Genomic DNA, 25,303 nt, shown 5'->3' with positions numbered 1-25,303 from the left:
GGTCAGCCCACCGCCGCGTACGCCTCGTACGTCGCGTCGTCGTCCATCGCCACGGGCAGCAGGCCCGCTCCCCGCTCGTACTCCGTCCGCGCCGTCTCCAGCAGGCGCCGCCACGAGGTGACGGTCGGCCGGCGGCGCAGCAGGGCGCGGCGCTCGCGCTCCGTCATGCCGCCCCACACGCCGAACTCCACGCGGTTGTCGAGGGCGTCCGCCAGGCACTCGGTCCGCACCGGACATCCGGTACACACCGCCTTCGCCCTGTTCTGCGCCGCTCCCTGCACGAAAAGTTCATCCGGATCGGTAGTGCGGCAGGCCGCCTGCGCACTCCAGTCAGCTACCCAGCCCATACCGGCGCCGTCCTCTCCCGAATCGAGGCTCCCCCACGGCGGTAGCGGCATATTCACCGCTGCCAGTTGGTGACGTTACGGAAGGTGGGCACAGCGCAACACCCCCTTCGGGCCCAATCTTGAATGGCCCGAACGGACTATGCGTACGCGGCAGATCACCCAGGGGAGTGACCCGAGGACATGCGTGTCGAAACCGGCGAACCGGTACAGTTCGCCCGACTGTGACGGAGTCACTTGGGGCGTCGAGTGACGCATGGGGCGGAATCGGGCAGGGGGTTCCCAAGGTTCGGGGCCAAGGGAATTCCTGCCGATGTCACGCGGGTCTTGATGCGGAACCACGCTGCTGTGACAGTTGGCAGCAGCTTAGGCCAACGCCTGTCCCTGTGTCCGGCGAATGGGAACGTCGGCGGCTCACGTCGTCGTGGCCGGATGTCACGGTCTGGTACGCGAACGCTCCGAGAGGCCCCTGCTCCTACGGAACGCACAGACTTACGGATTAGGCTGCCCCTCATGGCAAAGAAGCGCTCGGGCGGAGGTCTGACCGGGACCCAGCAGGCCGCCAAGTTCCTCGGTGTCAGTGTGCTCTCCGGAGCCGTGCTGGCGGGTATCGCCCTGCCCGCGGCCGGTGCACTGGGGCTGGCGGCGAAGGGGACGGTCGAGGGGTTCGACGAGATCCCGTCCAACCTCAAGACGCCACCCCTGAGTCAGCGGACCACCATCCTCGACTCGGAGGGCGGCACCCTCGCCACCGTGTACTCGCGCGACCGGAAGGTCGTGCCGCTGGAGAAGATCTCTCCGTACATGCAGAAGGCGATCGTCGCGATCGAGGACTCGCGCTTCTACGAGCACGGGGCGATCGACCTCAAGGGCGTGCTGCGCGCGATCAACCGCAACGCCCAGTCGGGCGGCGTCTCCGAGGGCGCGTCCACGCTCACGCAGCAGTACGTGAAGAACGTCTTCGTCGAGGAGGCCGGTGACGACCCCGAGAAGGTCGCCCAGGCCACCCAGCAGACCATCGGCCGCAAGGTGCGCGAACTGAAGTACGCGATCCAGGTCGAGGAGGAGCTGGGGAAGAAGAAGATCCTCGAGAACTACCTCAACATCACCTTCTTCGGCCAGCAGGCCTACGGCATCGAGGCGGCGGCCCAGCGCTACTTCTCCAAGCCCGCCGCCGACCTCAAGCTGGAGGAGGCCGCGATGATGGCCGGCCTCGTCCAGTCGCCGAGCCGCTACGACCCGGTCAACGACCTGGAGGAAGCCACCAAGCGTCGCAACGTGGTGCTCCAGCGGATGGCCGACGTGAAGGACATCAGCCAGGCGGAGGCGGACCGCGCGAAGGCCGCGCCGATCAAGCTGAAGGTGAAGTCCCCGAAGAACGGCTGCATCACCGCCGTCGACGGATCCGGCTTCTTCTGCGACTACGTGCGCAAGACGATCCTCAACGACCCGGTCTTCGGCAAGACGGTCGAGGAGCGGCAGAAGCTGTGGAACCTGGGCGGCCTGACCGTCCGGACCACGCTCGACCCGCGCGCCCAGGAGGCGGCCAACGAGGCCGCCGTCGCCCATGTCAACGAGGACGACAAGGTCGCCGCGTCGGTCGTCCAGGTCCAGCCGGGCAGCGGCAAGATCCTGTCGATGGGTCAATCGCGGCCGTACGGTCTCGACCAGAAGCAGCACCAGACCACGCTCAACCTGGCCGTCGGCAGCAAGATGGGCGGCACGACGTACGGCTTCCAGGTCGGCTCGACCTTCAAGCCGATCACGGCCGCGGCCGCCCTGGAGAAGGGGCTGAGCCCCGCGCAGAGCTTCTCCTCCGGCTACCAGATCAACGTTCCGGAGAACTCGTTCACGCGCTGCGACGGCAAGCCGGCCGGGTACGCCAACTGGGAAGTCAACAACGAGCTCAAGTCCGAGACCGGCACCTGGGACATGACGAGCGCGCTCGGCAAGTCCATCAACACGTACTTCGCCAAGCTGGAGCAGATGGCCGGCCTGTGCGAGACGATCACGATGGCGAAGAACGTCGGGTACGAGCGGGAGCTCGGCAAGAAGGTCAAGGAAAGCCCCTCGATCACGCTCGGCTCCATCGAGGCCACCCCGCTGGACATGGCGGCCGTCTACGCCACGTTCGCCAACCGCGGCACGTACTGCACCCCGATCGCCATCGAGTCGATCAAGACGGCCGACGGCAAGCAGCTGAAGGTTCCTCAGACCGAGTGCTCGCGGGCCATGAGCGAGCGGACCGCCGACACGGTCAACCAGATGCTGAAGGGCGTCGTCGAGGACGGCACCGGTACGAAGGCGGGTCTGAGCGACCGCGACAACGCGGGCAAGACGGGTACGACGAACGACCGCAAGGACGCCTGGTTCGTGGGGTACACGCCGAACCTGTCCACGGCCGTCTGGGTCGGTGACGACATCGGCGAGAAGGTGTCGATGTTCGACATCACCATCGGCGGCCAGTACTACCCGAAGGTCTGCGGTGGCTGCCTCCCCGGTCCGATCTGGAAGATCGCGATGAGGGGGGCGATGGACGCCTCCGAGACGTCGAGGTTCGCCCCCATCTCCGTACCGCGCGGCGAGAAGCCCGAGGACAAGGAGAAGGACAAGCCCGCCGGCGACAACAAGCCGGGCAAGCCCGAGAAGCCGGGCGACCGACCCGACTTCGGCATCACGATCCCGCCGGACCTGATCGGCGGCGGAAACGGCCGGGGCGGCAACGGCAACGGTGGCGGCCGGTAAGCAGATCCGACGGAGGGCGCCTCCCGCGCGGCGGGGGGCGCCCTCAGTCGTACGTACGGCCCTCGGGGGCTCGGGGCCGCGGTCTCGGCGGCCCGCGGGTTCAGGCGACTCGGGGCCCGCGGGCTCACGTGGCTCGGCAGGCCCGCGGGCTCGGGAGGCTCGGTGAGTCCTTGGGGCGGCGGGGTCAGCCGGCGAGGAGCTTCTTCACCGCGGCCGCCACGCGACCGCCCTCCGCCTGCCCGGCGACCTTCGGGTTCACGATCTTCATGACGGCGCCCATGGCGCGCGGGCCCTCGGCGCCGGCGGCCTTGGCCTCGGCGACGGCGGCGGCGACGATCTGCTCCAGCTCCGCGTCGTCGAGCTGCTTCGGCAGGTACGCGTCGAGGAGGACGCCCTCCGCCTTCTCCCGCTCGGCGGACTCGGCGCGGCCGCCCTGAGCGAAGGCCTCCGCCGCCTCACGGCGCTTCTTCGCCTCGCGGGCGATCACCTTCTGCACCTCGTCGTCGGAGAGCTCGCGCTTGGTCGTGCCCGAGACCTCCTCCTTGGTGATCGCGGTGAGGGTGAGCCGGAGCGTCGAGGAGCGCAGCTCGTCGCGCTCCTTGATGGCGGCGTTGAGGTCGTCCTGAAGCTTGGCCTTGAGCGTGGTCATGCCCCAAGTGTGTCAGGTGCCCCGCCCCACCCGCCCGCGCATTTCCGCCCATCGGGTCTGCGACGATGGGGGGATGCGCGCACGGTACGGGATCCCCCTGAAGATCACGGCAGGTCTCACGGCGACGGCCGCGGCCGGAATCGTCTACGCAGCGGGCTTCGAGGCCCGCTCGTTCCGGCTGCGCCGGGCGACGGTCCCGGTGCTCCCGCGCGGGATGCGGGACCTGCGGGTCCTTCAGGTCTCCGACATCCACATGGTGTGCGGCCAACGCAAGAAGCGGGCGTGGCTGCAGAAGCTCGCGGGGCTGCGCCCGGACTTCGTCGTGAACACCGGCGACAACCTCTCGGACACGGACGCGGTGCCGGAGGTCCTGGACGCGCTCGGCCCGCTGATGGAGTACCCGGGCGTGTACGTCTTCGGCTCCAACGACTACTACGGGCCCCGGCTGCGCAACCCCGCGCGCTACCTCATGGAGAAGGCCCAGGGGCGCCACGGCCTGAACGGCAACAAGCCGGCGGTGGGCGCGGTCCACAACCCGTGGGAGGGCATCCGGGACGCCTTCGACGAGGCGGGCTGGGTGAACCTGACCAACACGCGCGGCCGGCTGAAGCTGCCCGGCGACCTGGACCTGGCGTTCACCGGACTGGACGACCCGCACATCAAGCGGGACCGGTACGAGCAGGTGGCCGGCGGCCCGGACGCGACGGCGGACTTCTCGATGGGCGTGGTGCACGCCCCGTACCTGCGGACGCTGGACGCGTTCACGGCGGACGGCTACGAGCTGATCCTCGCCGGGCACACGCACGGCGGTCAGCTGCGCGTCCCCTTCTACGGCGCGCTGGTGACCAACTGCGACCTGGACACGGACCGGGCGAGGGGCCTGTCGACGCACACGGTGACGGGGCGGACCTCGTACCTGCACGTCTCGGCGGGGTGCGGCACGAACCGGTTCACGCCGGTCCGGTTCGCCTGCCCGCCGGAGGCGACACTCCTGACGCTGACCGCACGCGACTGAGCGGGCTTCCCCCACGCGGCTTTACGGTGGGGGGATGCTCACGCCGAACTCAGCCGCGGCCGCAGCAGCCGTGCCCGCCTCCGCCGTCATACCCACCGTCCGTCGTCCCCTCGCGGCAGTCCTGCGCGGCCTGATCGCGCTCGCGGCGGCGACGGGCGTGGTGATCGAGTGCGTCCTCGGGAGCGTGCCGGTCGTCCTGAGCTACTTCACGATCTGGTCGAACATCGCGGTCGCGGTGGTCTTCGCGCTGTCGGCCCGCCGCGCCTGGACCGGCCGACCGCCGCTGCCGGCGCTGTGGACGGGCGGGGTGCTGCTGTGCATCTCGGTGGTGGGGCTGGTCTTCCACTTCGTCCTGGCGAACGGGTCGAGCGAGTTCAACGTGGCGGCGGAGATCGCCGAGCTCACGGGCGGGAAGGCGGTCGCCAACCAGCTCCTGCACACCGTGACCCCGGTGGGCGCGGTCCTCGACTGGCTCCTCCTCATGCTCCCCGGTGCCCTCCGGTGGCGCCACGCGGCCCAGTGGCTCGCGGCCCCGGCGGCGTACCTGGTCTTCGCCCTGATCCGCGGCGCCCTCCTCTCCCCGGACGCCCCGACGCGCTACACGTACCCCTTCATCGACGTCGCCCGCTACGGCTACACCGGCGTGGCCGTGAACGCCCTGGTCCTGGGCGCCGCCTTCTACGCCCTGGGCCTCGCGATCGTCACCCTGGACCGCGTCCGACCTGCGGTGAGGCGCCGCGAAAACCGGATTTCGTCTCAGGGCGCGGGTGGGCTAAAGTAATCGATGTCGCCGCGACGTGAAGAACAGCGCAGTGACATCGGGGTGTAGCGCAGCTTGGCAGCGCGCTTCGTTCGGGACGAAGAGGTCGTGGGTTCAAATCCCGCCACCCCGACAGCTGAAACACCAGGTCAGGGGCCTGATCCGCGAGAGCGGGTCGGGCCCCTGTCCGTGTTTGGGCCTGGTGTCCAGGGGACGGGCCGTGTGTGGGAAGTCGATCAAGCGGCTCTACGCTGTTACGGCATCGGTGCCGGACGGCGGAGGACGGCGACGCGTGCTGTCAGGTTGTCGACCGTCGAAAGGCTGGGTCTCAGGTGCTGGTCGCGGACCGATATCGGCTTCATGTGTGTGTCGGCCGTGGTGGCATGGGAGAGGTGTGGCAGGCCACCGACGAGGTGCTCGGGCGGGCCGTGGCCGTGAAGTTGATGCTGGGGCACGAGACCGATCCTTCCGCCGGTGAGCGGTTCCGGCTGGAGGCGCAGACCGCCGCGCGGCTGAGTCATCCCCATGTCGTCGGCGTCTTCGACTTCGGTACGTGGGACGGGAAGTTGTACCTCGTCATGGAGTTGGTCGAAGGGAGCAGCCTCGCCTCCGAGCCGGGGGCGCCGCCCCTGGTGCTGCCGGCCGAGCGGGTGGCCGTCGTGGCCGCGCATGCCGCCGCCGGGCTCGCCGCCGCGCATCGGGAGGGCGTCGTGCACCGGGACATCAAGCCCGGGAACCTGCTGCTCGACGGGGACGGGACCGTGAAGCTCGCGGACTTCGGGATCGCCCGGTTCGTCGACGACCCGTCCGCCGCGCTCACGACCACGGGGCAGATCGTCGGCACCGGCCTCTACCTCGCCCCCGAGCGGGCCCTCGGCCGGGCCGCCTCGCCGGCCTCCGACGTGTACTCGCTCGGCTGCGTGCTGTACCAACTCCTCACCGGGCGGCCCCCGTTCCAGGGCGACACCGCCACGTCCCTGCTGTACCAGCACATCGACACGCCGCCCGCGCCGCCCCGGCAGCTCGGGGTGGGGCTGCCCGCCGCGTTCGAGGGGTACCTCCTCCGCATGCTGGCGAAGGAGCCCGAGCAGAGACCCCCGGCCCAGGACATCGCGGACTGGTTCACCTCGGGGGCCTGGCGTGAACACGCGCAGCCTCAGTCCGTGGCCCGGCCCCTCTCCCGGCCGGCGTCCCGGCCCACCGCACGGCCCGTCCCCAGGCCCGGCTCCAGGACCGCCGCGCGGCCCGCGCCCCGGCCCACCGCACGGCCCGCCTCCCGGCCCTCTGCGCGGCCCGCCTCCCCGCCCAGGAGCGGTGGGGCTCCTCGGCGTCAGGATCGCCGGGCGGAGAGCGGCCTCGCGGCCCTCTCCCGGCGGCGGCCCCGCAAGACCGCCGCCGTCGCCGGCGGCATCGCCTTCGTCGTCTTCCTCCTCATCGGCATGGCCTGGCTGTCATGACCCGAACGGGGTCCGCCGGGTGGCCCGGCGCGGTGCGGTCCGGTCCCCTGGGGACATGCACCCCCTTCGGACAGCCGCCGAGGCGGCGACCACCGTTCCCGCCGATGTCGTCTCCGACTCCGGACCGTCCGTCCTCGCCCTAGGGCTCGGCGCCGCAGCCGTCGCGGGAGCCATCGGCACCGCCGTCGTCCGCAGCCGGCTGTCGAAGACCGTCGAGGGATCGTCCGACGGGACGCCCGGGGGCGGATCTCCGTCGGACCGGCCTCGCGACTGAGCGCTTCGTCGAGCCCGTCGTCGAGCCCGCTCTCGAGCCTCCGTCCGACGGGTAGTCAGGATAAGTAGGTGGGCGGCGCGTTCCGCCGTGCATGGCGGTCCCGACGGCGTGACCCGGACGGAGTGGGTGCCCAGGGGTGGCGGGCCGGTCGTTCGGGAGTTATCCACAGGCTGCGGACGAGGGCGACGGAATGTCCGCCGTTCGGAGCATGATGGGGGGCATGACCGAGAGCAACGAGATCACCGACATCCCCGCCTGGGAACAGCGATTCCGGGCCCCCCGCGTGTCCCTGCCCGAGTGGGCCGAGGAGGCGCCCGATCGTTCGCTGTTCGTGTCCAACGCGACGGGGACGTACGAGCTGTACGCGTGGGACCGGGCGACCGGCGCCCAGCGGCAGGTCACGGACCGGCCGAACGGGACGACGGACGGCACGCTGTCGCCGGACGGGCAGTGGATCTGGTGGTTCTCGGACAAGGACGGGGACGAGTTCGGGGTCTGGATGCGCCAGCCGTTCGAGGGCGGCGCGGACGAGCCCGCGGTGCCCGGGCTCGCGCCCTCCTATCCGGCGGGGCTCACGATCGGCCGGGACGGCACGGTGGTCGTCGGCCGCTCGACGGACGAGGAGGGCTCCACGATCCATCTCGTACGGGGCGGGGCGGCTCCCGTCGAGATCTACCGGCACCCGGAGTCGGCGGGGGTGGGCGACCTCTCGCACGACGGTTCGCTGCTCGTGATCGAGCACACCGAGCACGGCGACGCGATGCACGAGGCCCTGCGGGTGCTGCGCACCGAGGACTACGCGGTGGTGGCCGAGCTGGACGACTCCAAGGGCGGCACGAAGGAGCTGGGGCTCTCCGTGCTGGGCTTCGCGCCCGTGGACGGGGACACGCGGCTGCTCGTCGGGCACCAGCGGCGGGGCCGCTGGGAGCCGATGCTCTGGGACGTGGCGACGGGCCAGGAGACCGACCTCCGCCTCGACCTGCCGGGCGACGTCTCGGCGGAGTGGTACGTGGACGGCACGGGCCTGCTGATCGTGCACAGCTTCGAGGCGCGCAGCGAGCTGTGGCGGTACGACATCGCGACGGGCGCCCTGGTGCGGGTGGAGACCCCGGCCGGGTCGGTGTCGGACGCCACGGCCCGCCCCGACGGCACCGTGGAGTACCTCTGGTCCTCGGCCGCCGAGCCGGCGCGGGTGCGCTCGACGGACGGCGGGGTCGTCCTCGACGCTCCGGGCCCGCGGGCGCCCGGTTCGGTGCCGGTCGAGGACGTGTGGGTGGAGGGCCCGGGCGGCCGGATCCACGCCCTCGTGCAGCGGCCGCTGGAGGGCGAGGGGCCGTTCCCGACGATCTTCGAGGTGCACGGCGGCCCCACCTGGCACGACAGCGACGCCTTCGCCTCGGGCCCGGCCGCCTGGCTCGACCACGGGTACGCGGTGGTCCGGGTCAACTACCGCGGCTCGACCGGTTACGGCCGGGAGTGGACGGACGCGCTCAAGCACCGCGTCGGTCTGATCGAGCTGGAGGACATCGCGGCGGTCCGCGCGTGGGCGGTGGAATCCGGGCTCGCCGACCCGTCGAAGCTGGTCCTGGCGGGCGGCTCCTGGGGCGGGTATCTCACGCTGCTCGGGCTCGGCACGCAGCCGGAGGCCTGGTCGGTGGGGCTGGCCGCCGTCCCGGTCGCCGACTACGTGACGGCGTACGCGGACGAGATGGAGGCCCTGAAGGCGCTGGACCGGACGCTGTTCGGCGGCTCGCCGGAGGAGGTGCCGGACCGGTTCGAGGCCTCGTCCCCGCTGACGTACGTGGACAAGGTCACGGCCCCGGTGTACATCTCGGCGGGCGTCAACGACCCTCGGTGCCCGATCCGCCAGATCGACAACTACGTGGACCGGCTCGCCGCCCGGGGCGCGGTCCACGAGGTGTACCGGTACGACGCGGGGCACGGCTCCCTGGTGGTGGAGGAGCGGATCAAGCAGGTCCGCCAGGAGCTCGCCTTCGCCGCGCGTCACCTGGGGACCCGACCGGTCGGGGGGTGAGGCGGCTGCGTACCGTGGAGGGGTGTACCGGTTCCTGAGAACGCCCCGCTGGTGGGGGATCAACGTCTTCGTCCTGTTGGCGATCCCGTTCTGCCTCTTCATGGGGACGTGGCAGATGGGCAAGTTCGAGGACCGCGTCGACTCCCACCGGGAGGCGGAGCGGGCCCCGGACCCGGGCACGCTCCGGACCGAACCGCTGGACGCGCTGCTGCCGGTGGACAAGGAGACCTCGGGCCGGCACGCGGAGGCGAGCGGCCGGTACGGGGAGCAGTTCCTGGTGCCGGGCCGTGAGCTGGACGGGCGCGCGGGCGCGTACGTCCTGACGATGCTGAAGACCGACGGCGGCAAGTCCCTGCCGGTGGTACGGGGCTGGCTGCCGGCCGGTGCGAAGGCGCCGGCCCCGCCGACGGGCGAGGTCACCGTGGTCGGCGCGCTCCAGGCGTCCGAGACCACGGGGACGAAGGGCGTCCACGCGGCGGGCGGCCTCCCGGAGGGCCAGCTCGCCATGATCAGCGCGGGCTCCCTCGTCAACGTGGTCCCCGACGAGGTCTACGACGCCTGGGTCACGCTGACGGACTCGCCCGCCGGGCTGACCCCCGTCCCGGCGGCGGCCGCGGCGGGCACGTCGCTGGACCTGAAGGCGTTCCAGAACCTCGGCTACACGGCGGAGTGGTTCGTCTTCGCGGGGTTCGTCGTCTTCATGTGGTTCCGCCTGCTCCGCCGCGAGGCGGAGGCCCAGCGCGACGAGGCGCTGGGCCTGTAGCGAGGGCCGCCCCTGTAGCGAGGGCCGCCAGGGCGGCAGGGCCGCAGGGGCCCGCTACGACGCGTCCAGGACGCCTGTGCGGTAGATGGTGCCCGCGCACGCGTTGGGGATCGTCGTGGCCGCCAGCGGGCCGCCCGGTTCGGCGGTGTGGCTGATCGCGACGCTGCCGTCGGCGGGCGTCCCGTCCCTGACGAGCTGCGGTGCGGTGCCCTCGCCGTCGGCGCGTGCCCCGTCCGTGACGAGCTGCGGTGCCGTGCCGTCGGTCGTGTCACCGCCCGTGCCGGTCGAGCCGCCGGCCCCCGCCGAAGCGCTCTCGCCGTCCTTCGACGGAGTCGGGGTGGGCGTCGGTGTCGGCGTCGGGGTGGGCTCCGGGTCCGGGCCGGGGTCGGGGTCCGGGGGTGTGCCCGTGGTCGGGCAGGTCGACGCGGGGACCCAGGCGAACTTCACCTCGTAGGCGTTGTCCGGCTTGAGGACCAGCGTGGGCGACTCCTGCGAGGGGTCGGGCAGCCCGCTCGCCGCGTCCCCGGCCGTGTGCGCGACGATCGTGATCTTGGACGGGTCCGCCGCCCCGAGCGCCTGGAAGCCGACGCTGCCGCCGCCGGTGACCACGCACTCCTTGCCGGAGACGTTGGCGATGCGGAACGTGCCGTAGACCTTCCCCTCGGCGTCGGGCCCGCCCGCGTATGCGGAGCCGACGCCCAGCTGGTCGGCCTGGCAGGCCGGGAGGGACCCCGTCGGCGACTGCGAGCCGCCGCCCGTGGTGCCGTTCGCGCCGTCCTGCTCGTGCGCTCCGCCCGCGCCGGCGCCCTGGCTCGGAGCGGCGGTGCTCGACTCGCCGGCGCCCTGCCCGCCGCCCTCGACCCCGGTCTCGGAGCCGGTGCCGCCCTGCGCCTCCTCGCCGTGCCCGGCGTTGACGGCCTGGTCGGCGGTGATGCCGTCGGAGCTGGCGACGTGCACGAAGGCGGGCACGGCCGTGCCGAGCAGCACGGCGGCCGCGGCGAATCCGACGACGGCCTGGCGCTTGCGGGTGCGCCGCGCGGGTACGGCCAGGCGCAGGTGGTCGAGGGCTCCGTCGGAGGGCTGGAGGTCGCCCACGGCGCCGTGCAGCAGCCGTCGCAGCGCCAGTTCGTCGCCGTCGAAGAGGTCGTCGTGGCCGTCGGCCCGCTCGTTGTCCGGCCCGTCGTTCACAATCCTGTGTCCCATGTCGTCGCGTTCGCGTTCACCGTCGGGGCCGCGCGGGGGCAGCCCGCTCGTACCACCGGAACTCGTGCCACCGGAACTCGTACCGCCGGAGCTCATGCCGTCGCCTCCATCGCGACGCGCAGCGCCGCGATGCCACGCGAGCCGTACGCCTTCACCGACCCCAGGGATATCCCGAGGGTCTCGGCCACCTGGGCCTCCGTCATGTCCGCGAAGTACCGCAGGACCAGCACCTCACGCTGCCGCCGCTGGAGTCCGCGCATCGCCTTGATCAGCGCGTCCCGCTCCAGCTGGTCGTAGGCGCCCTCCTCCGCGCTCGCCATGTCCGGCATCGGCTTGGACAGCAGCTTGAGCCCGAGGATGCGGCGGCGCAGCGCCGAGCGGGAGAGGTTGACGACCGTCTGACGCAGATAGGCCAGGGTCTTCTCCGGGTCCCGGACCCGTTTGCGCGCGGAGTGGACGCGGATGAACGCCTCCTGGACCACGTCCTCGCAGGAGGCGGTGTCGTCGAGGAGCAGCGCGGCGAGTCCGAGCAGCGAGCGGTAGTGCGCCCGGTAGGTCTCGGTCAGGTGATCGACGGTCGTACCCGCGGACACGACGCCTTCAGTGCTCTCGCGGGGCGAGGGAATGCCGTTCACACCGGCCGTCCGTGTCCCCGCGGGCATGGGTGCGATCACCGGCATGCCGCCGGCCGGACGCGGCCGCCGGAGCGGGCGCACCACAGGGACGCCGCTGCCCGGGGCGTAGCCGGCGCGTGCGGGAACCGTGAGCGTGCCGCGGAGCGGGACGACCGCCGCGATGTCGAGAACCTCTGCCACGCCTGTTGGACACGCTTCCCCCCGTCAGGGTTGTACGAGTACGGCACCGTTCTCGACGGTGCACCAATTGCCCTCATGCGTACCCGTTCTTCCCCAATGCCCCGTATTCACGGCACGTCTCGCGACCCACCACATCGGTGCGCATGGAGACGCCCGTGGCCCAACTACCGGTTGCGGTACGTGTGAAGAGCATCGTCCGACATGCCGTCACCCCAGTTCAAGGGGCATCTGGAGCCGACTTGCTCACAGGTCGTTCACAGATCCTACAAAGTCGAACGATCAGTCGTCGCCGATTTCCGGACGCTCCGGACCCTCCGGGCGAATGATCGACTCGGCGATCTGCACGGCGTTCAGCGCCGCGCCCTTGCGCAGGTTGTCGCCGCAGACGAAGAACTCCAGCGTCCGCTCGTCGTCCATCGACCGGCGCACCCGCCCGACCCAGACCGGGTCCGTGCCCACGACGTCGGCGGGCGTGGGGAAGTCGCCCGAGGCCGGATCGTCGAAGAGCACCACGCCCGGCGAGGTCGCCAGGATCTCGTGCGCCCGCCCGACGCTCACCGGCCGCTCGAACCGCGCGTGCACGGAGACCGAGTGCGCGGTCACCACCGGGACGCGGACGCAGGTCGCGGCGACGGGCAGCCCGGGAAGGTCGAGGATCTTGCGGGTCTCCTCGCGCAGCGCCAGCTCCTCGGAGGACCAGCCGTCCGCCGTCAGGGCTCCGGACCAGGGCACCACGTTGAGCGCGACCGGGCCGGGGAAGGGGCCGGTGTCGTCGCCGACGGCCCGCCGGACGTCACCGGGGTGCGTGCCCAGCTCGGTCCCGGCCACCAGCGAGAGCTGCGCGCGCAGCGCGGCGACGCCCGCCTGCCCGCTGCCGCTCGCGGCCTGCTGAGCGGTCACCACGAGTTCGCCGAGCCCGAACTCGGCGTGCAGGGCGCCCACGGCGACGATCAGCGCCAGCGTGGAGCAGCCGGGGCTCGCGACGATGCCCCGGGGCCGTACGCGTACGGAGTGGGGATTGATCTCGGGGACCACCAGCGGCACGTCCGGGTCCGCCCGGAAGGCGGCGGAGGTGTCCACCACGACCGCGCCCTTGGCGGCGGCGATCGGCGCCCATTGCGCCGCGATGTCCTCGGGCACCAGGAAGAGGGCGAGGTCGACGCCCTCCAGTGCCTCCTCGCTCAGGGCGAGGACCTCGGTCTCCTCCCCCCGTACGGCCAGCTTGGCGCCGGCCGAGCGGGGAGAGGCGACGAGTCGGATCTCGCCCCAGACGTCCGCGTGCTGCGTGAGCATCTGGAGCATGACCGCACCGACGGCTCCGGTCGCACCGACGACCGCGAGCGTCGGCTTACGGGTCATCGTCCGGTGCCTCCGTAGACGACGGCCTCGTCGGAGTCGCTGTCCAGGCCGAAGGCGGTGTGGACGGCGCGCACGGCCTCGTTGACGTCGTCGGCGCGGGTGACGACCGAGATGCGGATCTCGGAGGTCGAGATCAGCTCGATGTTCACACCCGCGTCCGACAGCGCGCGGAAGAAGTCGGCGGTGACGCCCGGGTTGGTCTTCATACCGGCACCGACCAGCGAGATCTTGCCGATCTGGTCGTCGTAGCGCAGCGAGTCGAAGCCGATCAGGTTCTTCGTCCGCTCCAGGGCGTCGATGGCCTTGCGGCCCTCGGCCTTGGGGAGGGTGAAGGAGATGTCCGTCAGACCGGTCGACGCCGCCGACACGTTCTGGACGATCATGTCGATGTTGATCTCGGCGTCCGCGACGGCGCGGAAGATGGCCGCGGCCTCGCCCGGCTTGTCCGGCACGCCGACGACGGTGATCTTCGCCTCGGAGGTGTCGTGGGCGACGCCCGAGATGATGGCCTGCTCCACCTTGCGGTCCCCTTGCGGCTCGTTGCTGACCCAGGTGCCCTGCAGCCCCGAGAAGGACGAGCGGACGTGGATCGGGATGTTGTAACGACGTGCGTACTCGACGCAGCGGTGCAGCAGCACCTTGGAGCCGGAGGCGGCGAGCTCCAGCATGTCCTCGAAGGAGATCCAGTCGATCTTCTTCGCCTTCTTCACCACGCGCGGGTCGGCCGTGAAGACGCCGTCGACGTCGGTGTAGATCTCACAGACCTCGGCGTCGAGCGCGGCGGCCAGCGCGACGGCGGTCGTGTCCGAGCCGCCGCGGCCGAGCGTGGTGATGTCCTTCTTGTCCTGGGACACACCCTGGAAGCCCGCGACGATGGCGATGTTGCCCTCGTCGAGGGCGGTACGGATCCGGCCCGGCGTGACATCGATGATGCGCGCTTTGTTGTGGACCGAGTCGGTGATGACGCCGGCCTGGCTGCCCGTGAACGACTGGGCCTCGTGGCCCAGGTTTTTGATCGCCATGGCCAGCAGGGCCATGGAGATCCGCTCTCCGGCGGTCAGCAGCATGTCGAACTCACGCCCGGCAGGCATCGGGGATACCTGCTCGGCGAGATCGATCAACTCGTCCGTCGTGTCGCCCATCGCGGAGACCACGACCACCACTTGGTGGCCGTTCTTCTTGGCTTCCACGATCCGCTTGGCGACGCGCTTGATGCCTTCGGCATCGGCAACGGAGGAGCCTCCGTACTTCTGCACGACAAGGCCCACGTGCGCTCCTCGCTCAGTCTCTGCCGCAGTCATTACTGCGGTCGGCTCAGTTTAACGAGCGGCCCGGAATCGCCGACCGTATATCGCATCCTGAGATGTCCCGCTCAGGACGTGATCACGACCGTGAAACCCGGGCCGCCCGTGGGAGACCGCATGCCCGGGAGGAGCGGGGGTACGCGGAGGTGTGCGCGGGCTCACACCTCCGGACCGCAGGTCACCAGTCGAACGCGCCCGGGAACCACCCCGGCGGCATGTGGTGCGCGGTCCACCCGCCCGGTGGCTGTACGTGCATCAGGTGGCTGGTGAACGGGTGGTCCTCACCCAGCGCCCGTACGGCGTCGTCGAACACCGCGTCGAACTCGGCCGCCGCCCGCTCGACCTCTCCCACCGCCTCGTACAGCCGGAGGAGATTCAGCCGGGAGGTCAGCGTGTCCGGGTGGTCGGGGCCGAGCAGTCGCCCCCGCTCGGCGAGGGTCCGCTCCTGAAGGGCGATCGCGTCCTCCAGACGACCGGCGTCCTGGTAGGCGATGCCGAGGTTGCTCCGTACCAGCAGCGTGTCCCGGTGGGCGGGCCCCAGCAGCCGTTCGAGCCCGGCGAGCGCCCCTTCGAGAAGCGTGACGGCGCCGTCCTTGTCGCCCAGGTGGCGCCGGGTGATCGCGAGCTTGCCCCGGGCGACGTGCGTCTCGGTCCGGTCCTCACCGAGCACGCGCTCCAGGTCGGCGACGACCCGCGCCTGAAGCTCGGCCGACCGCTCCAGGTCTCCTTGGATGCCCCAGCACTCGGAGAGGCTCTGACGACTGGCGGCCGTACGGGGATGGTCCGCGCCGAGCACCCGCTCCCGGCAGGCGACGGCCCGCTCGAACCAGCTCTCGGCCTCCCCCAGGTCCCTGGCCGACACCAGGAACTGGGCCCCCCGGTCCACCAGCTCGGCCGTGGTCGCCGTGTCGGCCGCCGGGTCGACATGCCCGAGATGGGCCTCGACGTGCGGGAACAGCTCGCGCCACGCCTTCCACTCCGCCCGGTCGTCCGTGCCCCGGGGCACGGCTGCCGTCAGCACCTCCTCCGCGAGGAGGCGGGCCGCGTCGATGTCCTCGGCACAACGGTGCGGATCGCTCGCATCCGCCGTACGCGCGACGGCCTGCACGAGCCGGTGTACGGAGACGGCGCCGTCCTCGTGCAGCGTCACCATGCTGTGCGCGGCGAGCCGCCCGACGGCGCGGCGCACGAGCGGCGGCCGGCCGAGCCGGTCGAGCAGGTGCCGCGGGATCCTGTCGGGCCCCCACCATGCGAGGACCCGCAGGAGGGTGCCGGTGAGTGGATCGGCGGCGACGAGCCGGTCGAGGGTGAGCCGCCAGGTCCGGGCAACGGCCTGTTCCCCGTCGCCGTGCGTCTCGTACAGCTCCCCCGGGTACTGCCCCAGTTCGTCGAGGTACTCGCCCGGTGTGGTCCGGGTCTCGGCGCAGTAGGCGGCTGCCTGGGCGACGGCGAGCGGCAGGTGGCCCAGGGTCGCGCAGAGGGTCCTCGCACGGAGGGCGTCGGTCGGCCCCAGACCGGTGACGACCTGCGTGAACATCGCGTACGAGTCGTCCTGGCCCGGCACGGTCAGGGCCAGGACCTCCGCACGGCCGTCCCAGCCGGCCGCTTGCCGGGTCGTGATCAGGATCCGGCCACCGCCCGGGGCGACTCGCGAGAGCAGCGGCTCGACGTCGGCCGCGTGGGTGACGTTGTCGAGGACGAGCAGCCACCCCTCGTGGGCGGCCAGCCACTGCAACGCCCGCTCCCGCAGGGCCTCCTGAGGGAGGACGTCGATCAGCACGGGCTGCATCGCCCCGGCGAGGGCGGCGAGCCCCGAGTCGAGATCGGCGCGGGTCTCGGCGGTGATCCACCAGGTGGGGTGATGAACCCCGGCGCGCAGGGTCGCCCAGTGGGCGGCGAGGGTGGACTTGCCGATGCCGCCGAGGCCGCGGAGGGCGGCGACACGATGCTCGTCGCCGTCGACGTGCGCGTCCAGCCAAGCCAGTTCGCGTTCACGGCCGACGAACCGCACGGCCTTCCGGGGGATGTTGACCAGTCCGTCCGGGCAGGCGGCCGGCGCGAGGGCTTCCGGCGGGAGCAGGACCGCGCGCTCGACCTGGGTGACGTAGTCCCCGGTCGCGACCCTGCCGATGTTCCCGCCGGCGGCGACGGCCCGGCCCCCGGAAGCCTCGACTCCCCGCTCGACCCCCGTCACGCGTCCCCCGTCGACACGCTCCCGATGTCCCCACCGGCGGCGACGGAACGGTCACCGGAGGCGGTTACGGGCCCGCGGGCGGAAGGCGGGGCGGGGTTCACCGCGGGCGCGGGCGCGGGGACGGGCGCAGGGTTCGGCGCGGGGGTCGTGCCGCTGCCCGTGGCCACGGACCCGATGTTCCCGCCCGCGGCGACGGCGCCGGCTCCCGAGGCGGTCACGCTCGGCGGGGGCGGTGACGTGGCCGCGCCCCGCCCGAACTGTCCCCACAGGGAGAGCCCGAGCCCGACGGCGGCGAGAACGGCCCCCATGACGCTCGCGATCTGGTCGGCCTTGCCGAGGTCGGCGAGGGCGACGGCGACGAGTGCGCCGATCCCGACGACACCGACACCAACACCGCTCCACAGAAGGGCCTTTGACCGACCCTGAGTCCCCGTTGCCATGCGTCCATGATGACAGCGCGGCCGCGGTGCAGTGCGGGCCTCAGGCCATCGCCTCCCGCACCAGCCGCGTCACCGTGCATTCCCCGAGCACCCGCATGCATTCTTCCAACAGCTCGGCTCCCAGGGCACGACCGCGATCCTCCTGTCCGCCCTGCCTGATTACCTGGACGGCGAGAAGACGCGACAGGAGGGTGTGGGCGGCGGAAGGGCCGTTGCGGCGCCGAGAGTCCTCGATCACTTCTTCCGCCACGGCGAGCGCACGCTCCGTCTCCCCGGTCAGCGAGAGCGCAACGATCAGGGCCCGCTTGATCGCGACTCCCAGGTCGGGATCCTCCGGCGACGCACGCTCGGCTTCGGCGGCGAGTTCCTCAAGCGCCGCCACTTCGACGGCCTCGCCGGAACGGGCCTGGAGCAGAGCAAACCGCGCCTGGATCGTGTGGGGATGCACGGGCCCCATGAGGTTGTGATATCGCACGACGTTCTCGGCGAGCAGTTCCTGCGCTCGCTTCGGTTCGCTCTTCCGCAGGACCCGGGCCAGGTGCTCGCGTGCTTCCAACGTAGAGGGATCGTCCGGCCCGAGGGCCCGCAGCCGCTCCTCAAAGCCATCCGTCAGAAGTTCGATGGCCCGTGTCCTGCTCCCTGCCATATCCATGGTCAGGGCAAGGTTCTGCACCGCGCGCAGCGTGTCCGGATGGTCCGGGCCGTGGATTCGGCGCAGAGAGTTCACCGCCCGCTCGCAGAGCGGTAGGGCCCGGCTCATGGCTGTGTCCACGCTGAAGAGCGCTCCCGCCAGCTGGAACAAGACCGCCGCCGCCGCAGTGTCCTCCGCCGGATCGGTGTGCCCGGCGAGCGCCTCCGCGTGCACGGCGACCTGGCGCTCCCCGCCAACCGGCACGAGAGAGTCGCCCAGGTGGAGCGCCTTCACGGCGAGCTCACGGACCTCGGCAGTCAGCGTCGCGTCCCCCGGGCCCACCCGTACCACCGCCTGCACCAGCCGGTGGACGGTCACCTCACCCTCCCGGAGCGTGATCATGCTGTGGGCGGCCAGCCGCCGCAGGGCCTCCGTGACCTCCAGACGCGTTCCCAACGGCTCAAGGAGCCAGCGCGGAATGCCCTCGGGCGCCCACCAGGCGATGATGCCGAGGATGGTGACCGCACGCGGGGTGTCCGCAAGGCGGCGGAGGGTCACCTGCCACACCCGCGCCAGCGTCCGCTCCGCCTCGCCGCCCTCCGCCGTCGCCGCGAACATCTCGGCGGGATAGGCGGCGACCAGTTCCAAGTACGTACGTGGCGTGATGCCGGCCTCCGCGCAGTACGCGGCCGCCTGCTTCAAGGCCAGCGGAAGGTAGCCCAACTCCTCGCACAGCGCACCGAGGCCGTCCTCGGCCTCGCACACGCCCGTGAACAGTTCCGCCGCTTCCCCCGGGCCCAGGACGTCCAGTGCCACCGTCCGGCCGAGGTCCTGCCAGCCGCTCGCCCGGCGGGACGTCACCAGGATCCGGCCGCCGTCGCCCGCCCGGGCCAGCAGGGGGCGCAGGTCCGCGGGGTCGGAGACGTTGTCCAGGACCAGGAGCCAGCCGTCGTTCGACGCCAGCCACTGCAAGGCCCGTTCCCGTAGGGCGTTCTCGGGCAGGACGCCCACCACGGACGGCTGCATCGCCCGCGCCAAGTCCGCGAGGCCCGCGTCCAGTTCCGCCGGTGTCTCGGCCGTGATCCACCAGACCACCGTGTGGTCGGCCACCCGGTCCGCCGCCCACCGCGCCGCCAGCGTCGACTTGCCGATGCCGCCCAAGCCGCAGATGGCCTGGAGGCCCGTGCCCTCGTCCAGCAACGTGAGTTCACGGGCGCGGCCCACGAACAGCTTCGTGCGCTCCGGGAGGTGGACCAGTCCCCCGGGGGAGAGCGTGAGTGCCTCCGCCGGCAGCACGACCCCGTGCTCGACCTGCGTGACGTAGTCGCCCGTGTTGACGCGGCCTATCGCCCCGCCGGCGGCCACGGATCGCGCGCCGGACGCCTCCGCTCCCCCCGTCATGGCAGTCGAAGCGCTACTTCTTCAGGCCCAGCCCCAGCGGACCCGCGATCTCCTCCGCCATCACGCGACCCGCCTCCTCCGCGAGGTCGTCCTCCGCCAGGTCCTCGTCCGTGTCCAGGCCGTCCAGGGCGGCCAGCGGCTGGTCGAGACGGACGTGGGCGACGAGGGACTGGAGGGCGCGGAGGGTCGCCGAGGCCGTCGGGCCCCAGTTGGAGAAGTACGAGAACTGCCACCACCACAGGGCCTCGCTCGTGCGGCCCGCGCGGTAGTGGGCCAGGCCGTGGCGGAGGTCGGTGATGATGTCGGCCAGGTTGTCGGAGATCCGGGCCGGTACGGGTGCCTTGCGCGGCTCGTACGGGTCGAAGACCTCGGAGAAGACGTCCACCGGGTCCAGCATCAGCGCGAAGCGCTCGCGCAGGTCGTCCACGTCCGGCTCCGGGCCCGTGTCGGGCTCGTAGCGCTCGTCCGGGAGGATGTCCTCGTGCGCGCCGAGACGGCCGCCCGCCAGCAGCAGTTGGGAGATCTCCAGGAGCAGGAAGGGCACCGCGCTGTCGGGCTCGTCGCCCTTGGCCACTTCCGTGGTCGCCACGATGAACGACTCGATCGAGTCGGCGATCTGGACCACGAAGTCGTCCGGGTCCTGCGTGATCGCGTGCAGTGTGGCGTCAGACATCGCGGGTGCCTCCTTCGAGCGCGGGCGCGGGCGCGCAGACCCTGTCGTCATACATCTAGCAGTCGCCGCCCCTCGAAGGCACGCCCCAGGGTGACCTCGTCGGCGTACTCCAGGTCACCGCCGACCGGCAGGCCGCTCGCCAGGCGCGTGACCTTGAGGCCCATGGGCTTGATCATCCGCGCCAGGTACGTCGCGGTGGCCTCGCCCTCCAGGTTCGGGTCGGTCGCCAGGATCAGCTCGGTGACCGTGCCGTCCGCGAGCCGCGCGAGCAGCTCCCGGATGCGCAGGTCGTCCGGTCCGACGCCCTCGATCGGGCTGATCGCGCCGCCGAGCACGTGGTAGCGGCCGCGGAACTCACGGGTCCGCTCGATCGCCACGACGTCCTTCGGCTCCTCGACCACGCAGATGACCGACAGGTCCCGGCGCGGGTCGCGGCAGATGTTGCACTGCTCCTGCTGCGCCACGTTGCCGCAGACCGCGCAGAACCGGACCTTCTCCTTGACCTCCAGGAGCGCGTGCGCGAGACGGCGTACGTCGGTCGGCTCGGCCTGGAGGATGTGGAAGGCGATCCGCTGGGCGCTCTTGGGACCGACGCCGGGCAGCCTGCCCAGTTCGTCGATGAGGTCCTGAACCACGCCTTCGTACAACGCGAGCGCCCTTCTCAGAAGTGCTTGTTTCTTACGGTAGTGGCTGCCGGGGCGCCTTAGAAGCCCAAGGCCGCGCCTCAGAAGCCCAGGCCCGGCATTCCGCCCAGGCCCTGCGCCAGCGGGCCCAGCTTCTGCTGCTGGAGCTGCTGCGCGTTGTCGTTGGCGGCCTTGACCGCGGCGACGACCAGGTCGGCCAGGGTCTCGGTGTCCTCCGGGTCGACCGCCTTGGGGTCGATCACCAGGCCGCGCAGTTCGCCCGAGCCGGTGACCGTGGCCGTCACCAGGCCGCCGCCCGCCTGGCCCTCGACCTCGGTCGCGGCGAGCTCCTCCTGGGCGCGCGCGAGATCCTGCTGCATCTTCTGGGCCTGCTGGAGGAGCTGCTGCATGTTGGGCTGGCCACCACCGGGAATCACGGTCACTCCTGGCTGTACGCCGGTATCCGGGGGACACCGGGACGACTGATGTTCGGTATGCCGAGCCTACGTGGTCCATGCCCGGCCTGCCGCCACAACTCTTTCGAGTGAGAAACTGCGGGCTCCTCTACCTGATCAAGACCCTCTTGCGGGCGGAAATCCCGGGATTCCGGGCCCACAGCCCACCATTCGGCGGTAGGAAGGGCAGGCACCACGTGCACCGCACGTCACAGAGCGCCACGCGCGCCTCGAGCGCTGAGCTGAACAGAGGAGTGCCCCGGTGAGCCAGCAGCCGGAGATGCAGCCGCCGCAGCCGCCCCCCGGGGAGCCTGGGCGACCGGGGCAGCAGCCCGGGGAGCCTGGGCCGTCCGCCGCGCGCCGCGACCTGACCGGGACGCCGTTCCCGCTCGGCGACTGGGGCGAGCCCGCGGAGCGCCTGGACGAGCTGTACCGCTGGGTCGAGTCCAACGCGCTGCGCACGGCGGAGTGGTACCTGTCCGACCGGGTCTGGAAGCGCCGCTGCGCCCGGGCCCTGCGGATCGGTACGGCCCTGGGCGTCATCGCGGGCGCCGCGCTGCCGCTGCTCGACCTGACCGACGTCGCGCCGGACGGGGCGGCGGGCTGGGGGTACCTGTCCCTGCTGCTCGGCGCCGCGTGCATGGCATGCGACCGGTACTTCGGGCTGACGTCCGGCTGGATAAGGGACGTGGCGACCGCACAGGCCGTGCAGCGCCGACTCCTGGCCCTCCAGTTCGACTGGGCGTCGGAGAGCGTACGGGAGGTCCTCGGGCCCACCGAGGGGACCGCCAGCGAGGCGGCGGAGCGGTGCCTGGGGGTGCTGCGCCGGTTCTCGGAGGACGTGACCGAGCTCGTACGGGCGGAGACGGCGGACTGGATGGTCGAGTTCCGCTCAGGCCCGGCGCCGCTGGCCCTGCAGGCGGTCGGCGGGAGCTCGCCGCGGCCCGAGGGCGGTCATCCCTCGTCCCGCTTCCCGCTCCCGCCGGGCACCCGCCCGAACATGCCGAGGCAGCGCCCGCCGGAGCCGCGCTGACCGTATGTACGGTAGGTACACAAGAAGGGCGCCCCCGCAGGGAGGCGCCCTTCCTCGTGTCGGTGGCGTCAGCTCAGGATGATCATCGAGCCCTGGCCGAGGCTCCGGGTCGCCGCCGCGTGCAGCCCGAGCCACACGTGGCGCTCCCGCGCGAACGGGCTGTCGTCGTACGCGATCGGCCTGGCCGGCTCCTCCAGGGAGGTCGGCCGCTCCGGCGGCAGCGGCGGGGCCGGCGGGTTGGCCGGGTCGATGCCGAGCGCGGGCGCGACGAACTCCAGCTCCCGCAGCAGCCCGTGGGAGGACCCCAGCGGGCCGCCGCCCTCCAGGAGTTCGTCGCTGGAGAGCGGAGCCGCGAAGTCCACGGGCACGTACGCCCCGGCGTGGTCGTAGTGCCAGACGAGGTGGGACTGCTGCGCGGCCGACTCGAACATCTCCAGGAGCTGTTCGTAGTCCCCGCCGAGCTCGCCGACCGGTTCGACGGGCAGGCCGCACAGCTGCAGCAGGTAGGCGCGGCGCAGGAAGTGCAGGGCGTCGTAGTCGAACCCGGCGACGGGCGCGACATCGCCGGAGAGCCCCGGCATGTAGGCGTACACGGGGACGGTCGGCAGACCGGACGCGGTCAGGACCTTGTCGTAGGCCGCGATCTCTTCGGCGAAGGGATTGTCGGGGCTGTGGCACAGCACGTCCACCAGCGGGACCAGCCACAGGTCACAGGCCAAGGGAGGCTCGCTCTCCGTCAGTTGCAGGGACGGCCAGGGTAGTCGGCACGGTCCGCGCCGCACACCCGGTGGTGACCTGCCCCTTCACGCCCCGCCCGACACCCGCGCCGGGCCTCCGGTCGGAAGGCCGGAAGGTCAGGCGGTCCGTGCCTCCAGGCGGTCGGCCCACTCCAAGGACTGCCGGTTGTACGCCCGTACGACCTCGGTCGCCGCGACCGGGTCGCCGAGGGTCAGCGCGTCGACGAGGTCGACGTGTCCGCTCCACAGCCAGCCGACGGGATCCCGGTCGGCGCGCAGGTACGGCACGGAGAAGACCCAGGCCTGGACGCGGAGCCGGTGCAGGAAGTCGGCGATGTAGTCGTTGTCGGAGACCAGCCGGGCCAGCTCGCGCCAGTAGCGGATGTCGTAGCCGATGAGGACGTCGAGGTCGCCGGCGCGGGCCGCGCGGGCCGCCGCCTCGCCCCGGCGCCGTACGGAGACGAGCGCGACGCCGCGCGCGACATCGGGTCCCGGTGGCTGCACGCCGGGGTCGTGGCGGCGGAAGATGCCGTCCACGACGAGCATGCGGGCCTCGACCATGCCGCGGTAGTCGGCGATCGAGAACTGGTGCACGCGGAAGCCGCGGTGCTGGTCGGAGTCGAGGAGCCCCTGCGCGGAGAGGTCGACCAGGGCCTCACGGACCGGTGTCGCCGAGACGCCGTACTGCTCGGCGATCTGCTTGACGGTGAACTCCTCACCCGGCTGCAGACGCCCCGCGAGCACCTCGTCACGGAGCGCGTCCGCGATCTGTCGCCGCAGGGTGTTGCGGGTGACAGCTCCGCTCGCGGGCATGTTGGTCGGCCCCCTCCGTCCGGCTGTGGACACCCTAGACCAGACGGAGGGCTCGGCTCCGTGACGATTCTTACGCCGCGTTCCTACGCCGCGTCGTGCGGCCGCGTTCCTACGCGGTGTGCTCGTCGGCCACGCTCAGCGCCGCGTCGAGGGCGGCGAGGCCCTCCTTGGCCTCCGCCTCGGTGACGTTGCAGGCGGGGACGGCGTGGGTGCGGTTCATGTTGATGAAGGGCCACAGGCCGTGCTTCTTGGCCGCCGCGCCGAAGGCCGCCATCGGGGCGTTGGCCTCGCCCGTCGCGTTGTACGGGACGAGCGGCTCGCGGGTCTCCTTGTTCTTGACCAGGTCGAGCGCCCAGAACGTGCCCATGCCGCGGACCTCGCCGACGGACGGGTGGCGCTCGGCGAGCTCGCGCAGGCCGGGGCCGAGGACGGTCTCGCCGATGTGGGCGGAGTGCTCGACGACCTTCTCGTCCTCCATGACCTCGATGGTCGCGACGGCGGCGGCGCAGGCGAGCGGGTGGCCGGAGTAGGTCAGTCCGCCGGGGTAGGGCCGCTTGTCGAAGGTGGCGGCGATCTCCGCGCTGATCGCGACGCCGCCGAGGGGCACGTAACCGGAGTTCACGCCCTTGGCGAAGGTCATCAGGTCCGGCACGACGTCGAAGTGCTCGGCGGCGAACCACTTGCCGGTGCGGCCGAAGCCGGCCATGACCTCGTCGAGGACGAAGACGATGCCGTACTTGTCACAGATCGCGCGGACGCCGGCGAGGTAGCCGGGCGGCGGGGTCATGATGCCGGCGGTGCCCGGGACGGTCTCCAGGATGATCGCGGCGATCGTGCCCGGTCCCTCGAAGGCGATGGTGTCCTCGAGGTGGGCGAGGGCGCGCTCGCACTCCTGCGCCTCGGTCTCGGCGTAGAACGGCGAGCGGTAGAGGAACGGCGCCCAGAAGCGCACGACGCCCGCGGAGCCCGTGTCGGAGGCCCAGCGGCGCGGGTCGCCGGTCAGGTTGATCGCGGTGGAGGTGGCGCCGTGGTACGAGCGGAAGGCGGAGAGCACCTTGTGGCGGCCCGTGTGCAGACGGGCCATCCGTACGGCGTTCTCGACGGCCTCGGCGCCGCCGTTGGTGAAGAAGATCTTGTCCAGGTCGCCGGGGGTGCGCTCGGCGATGAGGCGTGCGGCCTCGGAGCGTACGTCGATGGCGAAGGCGGGCGCGAAGGTGGTGAGCTTCGCGGCCTGCTCCTGGATGGCGGCGACCACGCGGGGGTGCTGGTAGCCGATGTTGGTGTAGACGAGGCCGCTGGTGAAGTCGAGGTAGCGGTTGCCGTCGTAGTCCCAGAAGTACGAGCCCTCGGCGCCGGCGACGGCGAGCGGGTCGATCAGGCCCTGGGCGGACCAGGAGTGGAACACGTGCGCGCGGTCTGCGGCCTTCACGGCCGCGCCGGCCTGGGGATCGGGTACGACATGAGGGGTCATGCGTCCAGGGTAAGGACGCGCAGGTCGGAGCGGCCATGACCATCTTGTCCACCGAGACCGGGGGGGACGCGACAGGTTGCGGGGGCGGGGTGCCGGAACCTGTCATTGA

Annotated in this window: 23 protein-coding genes and 1 tRNA gene; 9 read left to right on the top strand and 15 right to left on the bottom strand. The window is 71.8% G+C overall.

The window, feature by feature from the left end; genetic code table 11:
- Window positions 1-2 precede the first annotated feature (2 nt).
- Window positions 3-347 carry a WhiB family transcriptional regulator gene (locus ACWF79_RS23340; protein WP_030206027.1) on the bottom strand — a complete coding sequence of 115 codons (345 nt, stop codon included), beginning with the start codon at window positions 345-347 and terminating at the stop codon, window positions 3-5.
- A gap of 510 nt (window positions 348-857) precedes the next feature.
- On the opposite strand from ACWF79_RS23340, the gene ACWF79_RS23335 reads away from it, so the two are divergent.
- Window positions 858-3,089 (top strand): transglycosylase domain-containing protein, encoded by a 2,232-nt coding sequence (locus ACWF79_RS23335; RefSeq protein ID WP_453730065.1) that lies wholly within the window; start codon window positions 858-860, stop codon window positions 3,087-3,089.
- Window positions 3,090-3,273: 184 nt separating this feature from the next.
- Here the strand turns inward: ACWF79_RS23335 and ACWF79_RS23330 are convergent, their stop codons facing one another.
- Complete coding sequence (locus ACWF79_RS23330; protein WP_453730064.1) at window positions 3,274-3,738, bottom strand: GatB/YqeY domain-containing protein; 465 nt, start codon at window positions 3,736-3,738, stop codon at window positions 3,274-3,276.
- A gap of 73 nt (window positions 3,739-3,811) precedes the next feature.
- Between ACWF79_RS23330 and ACWF79_RS23325 the strand changes: the two genes are divergently transcribed.
- The 7 genes from ACWF79_RS23325 to ACWF79_RS23295 all read left to right on the top strand — a co-directional run bounded on the left by ACWF79_RS23325 (window position 3,812) and on the right by ACWF79_RS23295 (window position 10,042).
- On the top strand, window positions 3,812-4,753 hold the full coding sequence (locus tag ACWF79_RS23325; protein WP_453730063.1) for a metallophosphoesterase: 942 nt from the start codon (window positions 3,812-3,814) through the stop codon (window positions 4,751-4,753).
- A 34-nt stretch (window positions 4,754-4,787) separates the two neighbouring features.
- Window positions 4,788-5,534: a Pr6Pr family membrane protein gene (locus tag ACWF79_RS23320; RefSeq protein ID WP_453730062.1), complete on the top strand. Its 747-nt coding sequence runs from the start codon at window positions 4,788-4,790 to the stop codon at window positions 5,532-5,534.
- Between the two features lie 38 nt (window positions 5,535-5,572).
- Window positions 5,573-5,646: transfer RNA gene (locus tag ACWF79_RS23315), tRNA-Pro, on the top strand.
- 199 nt (window positions 5,647-5,845) lie between these two features.
- Complete coding sequence (locus ACWF79_RS23310; RefSeq protein ID WP_453730061.1) at window positions 5,846-6,970, top strand: protein kinase domain-containing protein; 1,125 nt, start codon at window positions 5,846-5,848, stop codon at window positions 6,968-6,970.
- A gap of 55 nt (window positions 6,971-7,025) precedes the next feature.
- Window positions 7,026-7,244: a hypothetical protein gene (locus ACWF79_RS23305; RefSeq protein WP_453730060.1), complete on the top strand. Its 219-nt coding sequence runs from the start codon at window positions 7,026-7,028 to the stop codon at window positions 7,242-7,244.
- Window positions 7,245-7,455: 211 nt separating this feature from the next.
- Window positions 7,456-9,279, top strand: a complete 1,824-nt coding sequence (locus tag ACWF79_RS23300; protein ID WP_453730076.1) for a prolyl oligopeptidase family serine peptidase — start codon at window positions 7,456-7,458, stop codon at window positions 9,277-9,279.
- Window positions 9,280-9,301: 22 nt separating this feature from the next.
- On the top strand, window positions 9,302-10,042 hold the full coding sequence (locus ACWF79_RS23295; protein WP_453730059.1) for an SURF1 family protein: 741 nt from the start codon (window positions 9,302-9,304) through the stop codon (window positions 10,040-10,042).
- A gap of 54 nt (window positions 10,043-10,096) precedes the next feature.
- Here ACWF79_RS23295 and ACWF79_RS23290 read toward each other — a convergent pair whose 3' ends face one another.
- From ACWF79_RS23290 to ACWF79_RS23245, 10 genes are all read right to left on the bottom strand, one after another.
- A complete protein-coding gene (locus ACWF79_RS23290) occupies window positions 10,097-11,245 on the bottom strand; it encodes a hypothetical protein (RefSeq protein ID WP_453730058.1) in 1,149 nt (382 codons plus the stop codon).
- 92 nt (window positions 11,246-11,337) lie between these two features.
- The gene (locus ACWF79_RS23285; protein WP_453730075.1) at window positions 11,338-11,925 is read right to left on the bottom strand and encodes a SigE family RNA polymerase sigma factor; all 588 of its coding nucleotides are present in this window, start codon (window positions 11,923-11,925) and stop codon (window positions 11,338-11,340) included.
- 414 nt (window positions 11,926-12,339) lie between these two features.
- Window positions 12,340-13,419, bottom strand: coding sequence for an aspartate-semialdehyde dehydrogenase (locus tag ACWF79_RS23280; RefSeq protein ID WP_453730057.1), 1,080 nt, complete (start codon window positions 13,417-13,419; stop codon window positions 12,340-12,342).
- Window positions 13,416-14,687 (bottom strand): aspartate kinase, encoded by a 1,272-nt coding sequence (locus tag ACWF79_RS23275; RefSeq protein ID WP_453730056.1) that lies wholly within the window; start codon window positions 14,685-14,687, stop codon window positions 13,416-13,418. Before ACWF79_RS23275 ends, ACWF79_RS23280 begins: the two co-directional genes overlap by 4 nt.
- Before the next feature lie 214 nt (window positions 14,688-14,901).
- Window positions 14,902-16,917 carry a tetratricopeptide repeat protein gene (locus tag ACWF79_RS23270; RefSeq protein WP_453730055.1) on the bottom strand — a complete coding sequence of 672 codons (2,016 nt, stop codon included), beginning with the start codon at window positions 16,915-16,917 and terminating at the stop codon, window positions 14,902-14,904.
- Window positions 16,914-17,357 carry a hypothetical protein gene (locus ACWF79_RS23265; protein ID WP_453730054.1) on the bottom strand — a complete coding sequence of 148 codons (444 nt, stop codon included), beginning with the start codon at window positions 17,355-17,357 and terminating at the stop codon, window positions 16,914-16,916. Before ACWF79_RS23265 ends, ACWF79_RS23270 begins: the two co-directional genes overlap by 4 nt.
- A 40-nt stretch (window positions 17,358-17,397) precedes the next feature.
- The gene (locus ACWF79_RS23260; protein ID WP_453730053.1) at window positions 17,398-19,389 is read right to left on the bottom strand and encodes a tetratricopeptide repeat protein; all 1,992 of its coding nucleotides are present in this window, start codon (window positions 19,387-19,389) and stop codon (window positions 17,398-17,400) included.
- Between the two features lie 13 nt (window positions 19,390-19,402).
- Window positions 19,403-20,062 carry a DUF5063 domain-containing protein gene (locus tag ACWF79_RS23255; RefSeq protein WP_453730052.1) on the bottom strand — a complete coding sequence of 220 codons (660 nt, stop codon included), beginning with the start codon at window positions 20,060-20,062 and terminating at the stop codon, window positions 19,403-19,405.
- Between the two features lie 47 nt (window positions 20,063-20,109).
- Window positions 20,110-20,709: a recombination mediator RecR gene (recR, locus tag ACWF79_RS23250; protein ID WP_356888252.1), complete on the bottom strand. Its 600-nt coding sequence runs from the start codon at window positions 20,707-20,709 to the stop codon at window positions 20,110-20,112.
- A 77-nt stretch (window positions 20,710-20,786) separates the two neighbouring features.
- Entirely contained in the window at window positions 20,787-21,122 is a 336-nt protein-coding gene (locus ACWF79_RS23245; protein WP_453730051.1) for a YbaB/EbfC family nucleoid-associated protein, read from the bottom strand.
- A gap of 298 nt (window positions 21,123-21,420) precedes the next feature.
- Between ACWF79_RS23245 and ACWF79_RS23240 the strand changes: the two genes are divergently transcribed.
- Complete coding sequence (locus ACWF79_RS23240; protein ID WP_453730074.1) at window positions 21,421-22,173, top strand: SLATT domain-containing protein; 753 nt, start codon at window positions 21,421-21,423, stop codon at window positions 22,171-22,173.
- 68 nt (window positions 22,174-22,241) lie between these two features.
- Here ACWF79_RS23240 and ACWF79_RS23235 read toward each other — a convergent pair whose 3' ends face one another.
- From ACWF79_RS23235 to ACWF79_RS23225, 3 genes are all read right to left on the bottom strand, one after another.
- Window positions 22,242-22,892: a hypothetical protein gene (locus tag ACWF79_RS23235; protein ID WP_453730050.1), complete on the bottom strand. Its 651-nt coding sequence runs from the start codon at window positions 22,890-22,892 to the stop codon at window positions 22,242-22,244.
- 135 nt (window positions 22,893-23,027) lie between these two features.
- Entirely contained in the window at window positions 23,028-23,723 is a 696-nt protein-coding gene (locus ACWF79_RS23230) for a GntR family transcriptional regulator (RefSeq protein WP_453730049.1), read from the bottom strand.
- A gap of 109 nt (window positions 23,724-23,832) precedes the next feature.
- Window positions 23,833-25,194 (bottom strand): aminotransferase class III-fold pyridoxal phosphate-dependent enzyme, encoded by a 1,362-nt coding sequence (locus ACWF79_RS23225; protein WP_453730048.1) that lies wholly within the window; start codon window positions 25,192-25,194, stop codon window positions 23,833-23,835.
- Window positions 25,195-25,303: the final 109 nt, after the last annotated feature.

It is taken from the genome of Streptomyces sp. NPDC054975 (assembly GCF_053609105.1).
The sequence above is the reverse complement of the archived record's forward strand: the minus strand, read 5'-3'. Positions and strand labels throughout refer to the sequence as shown.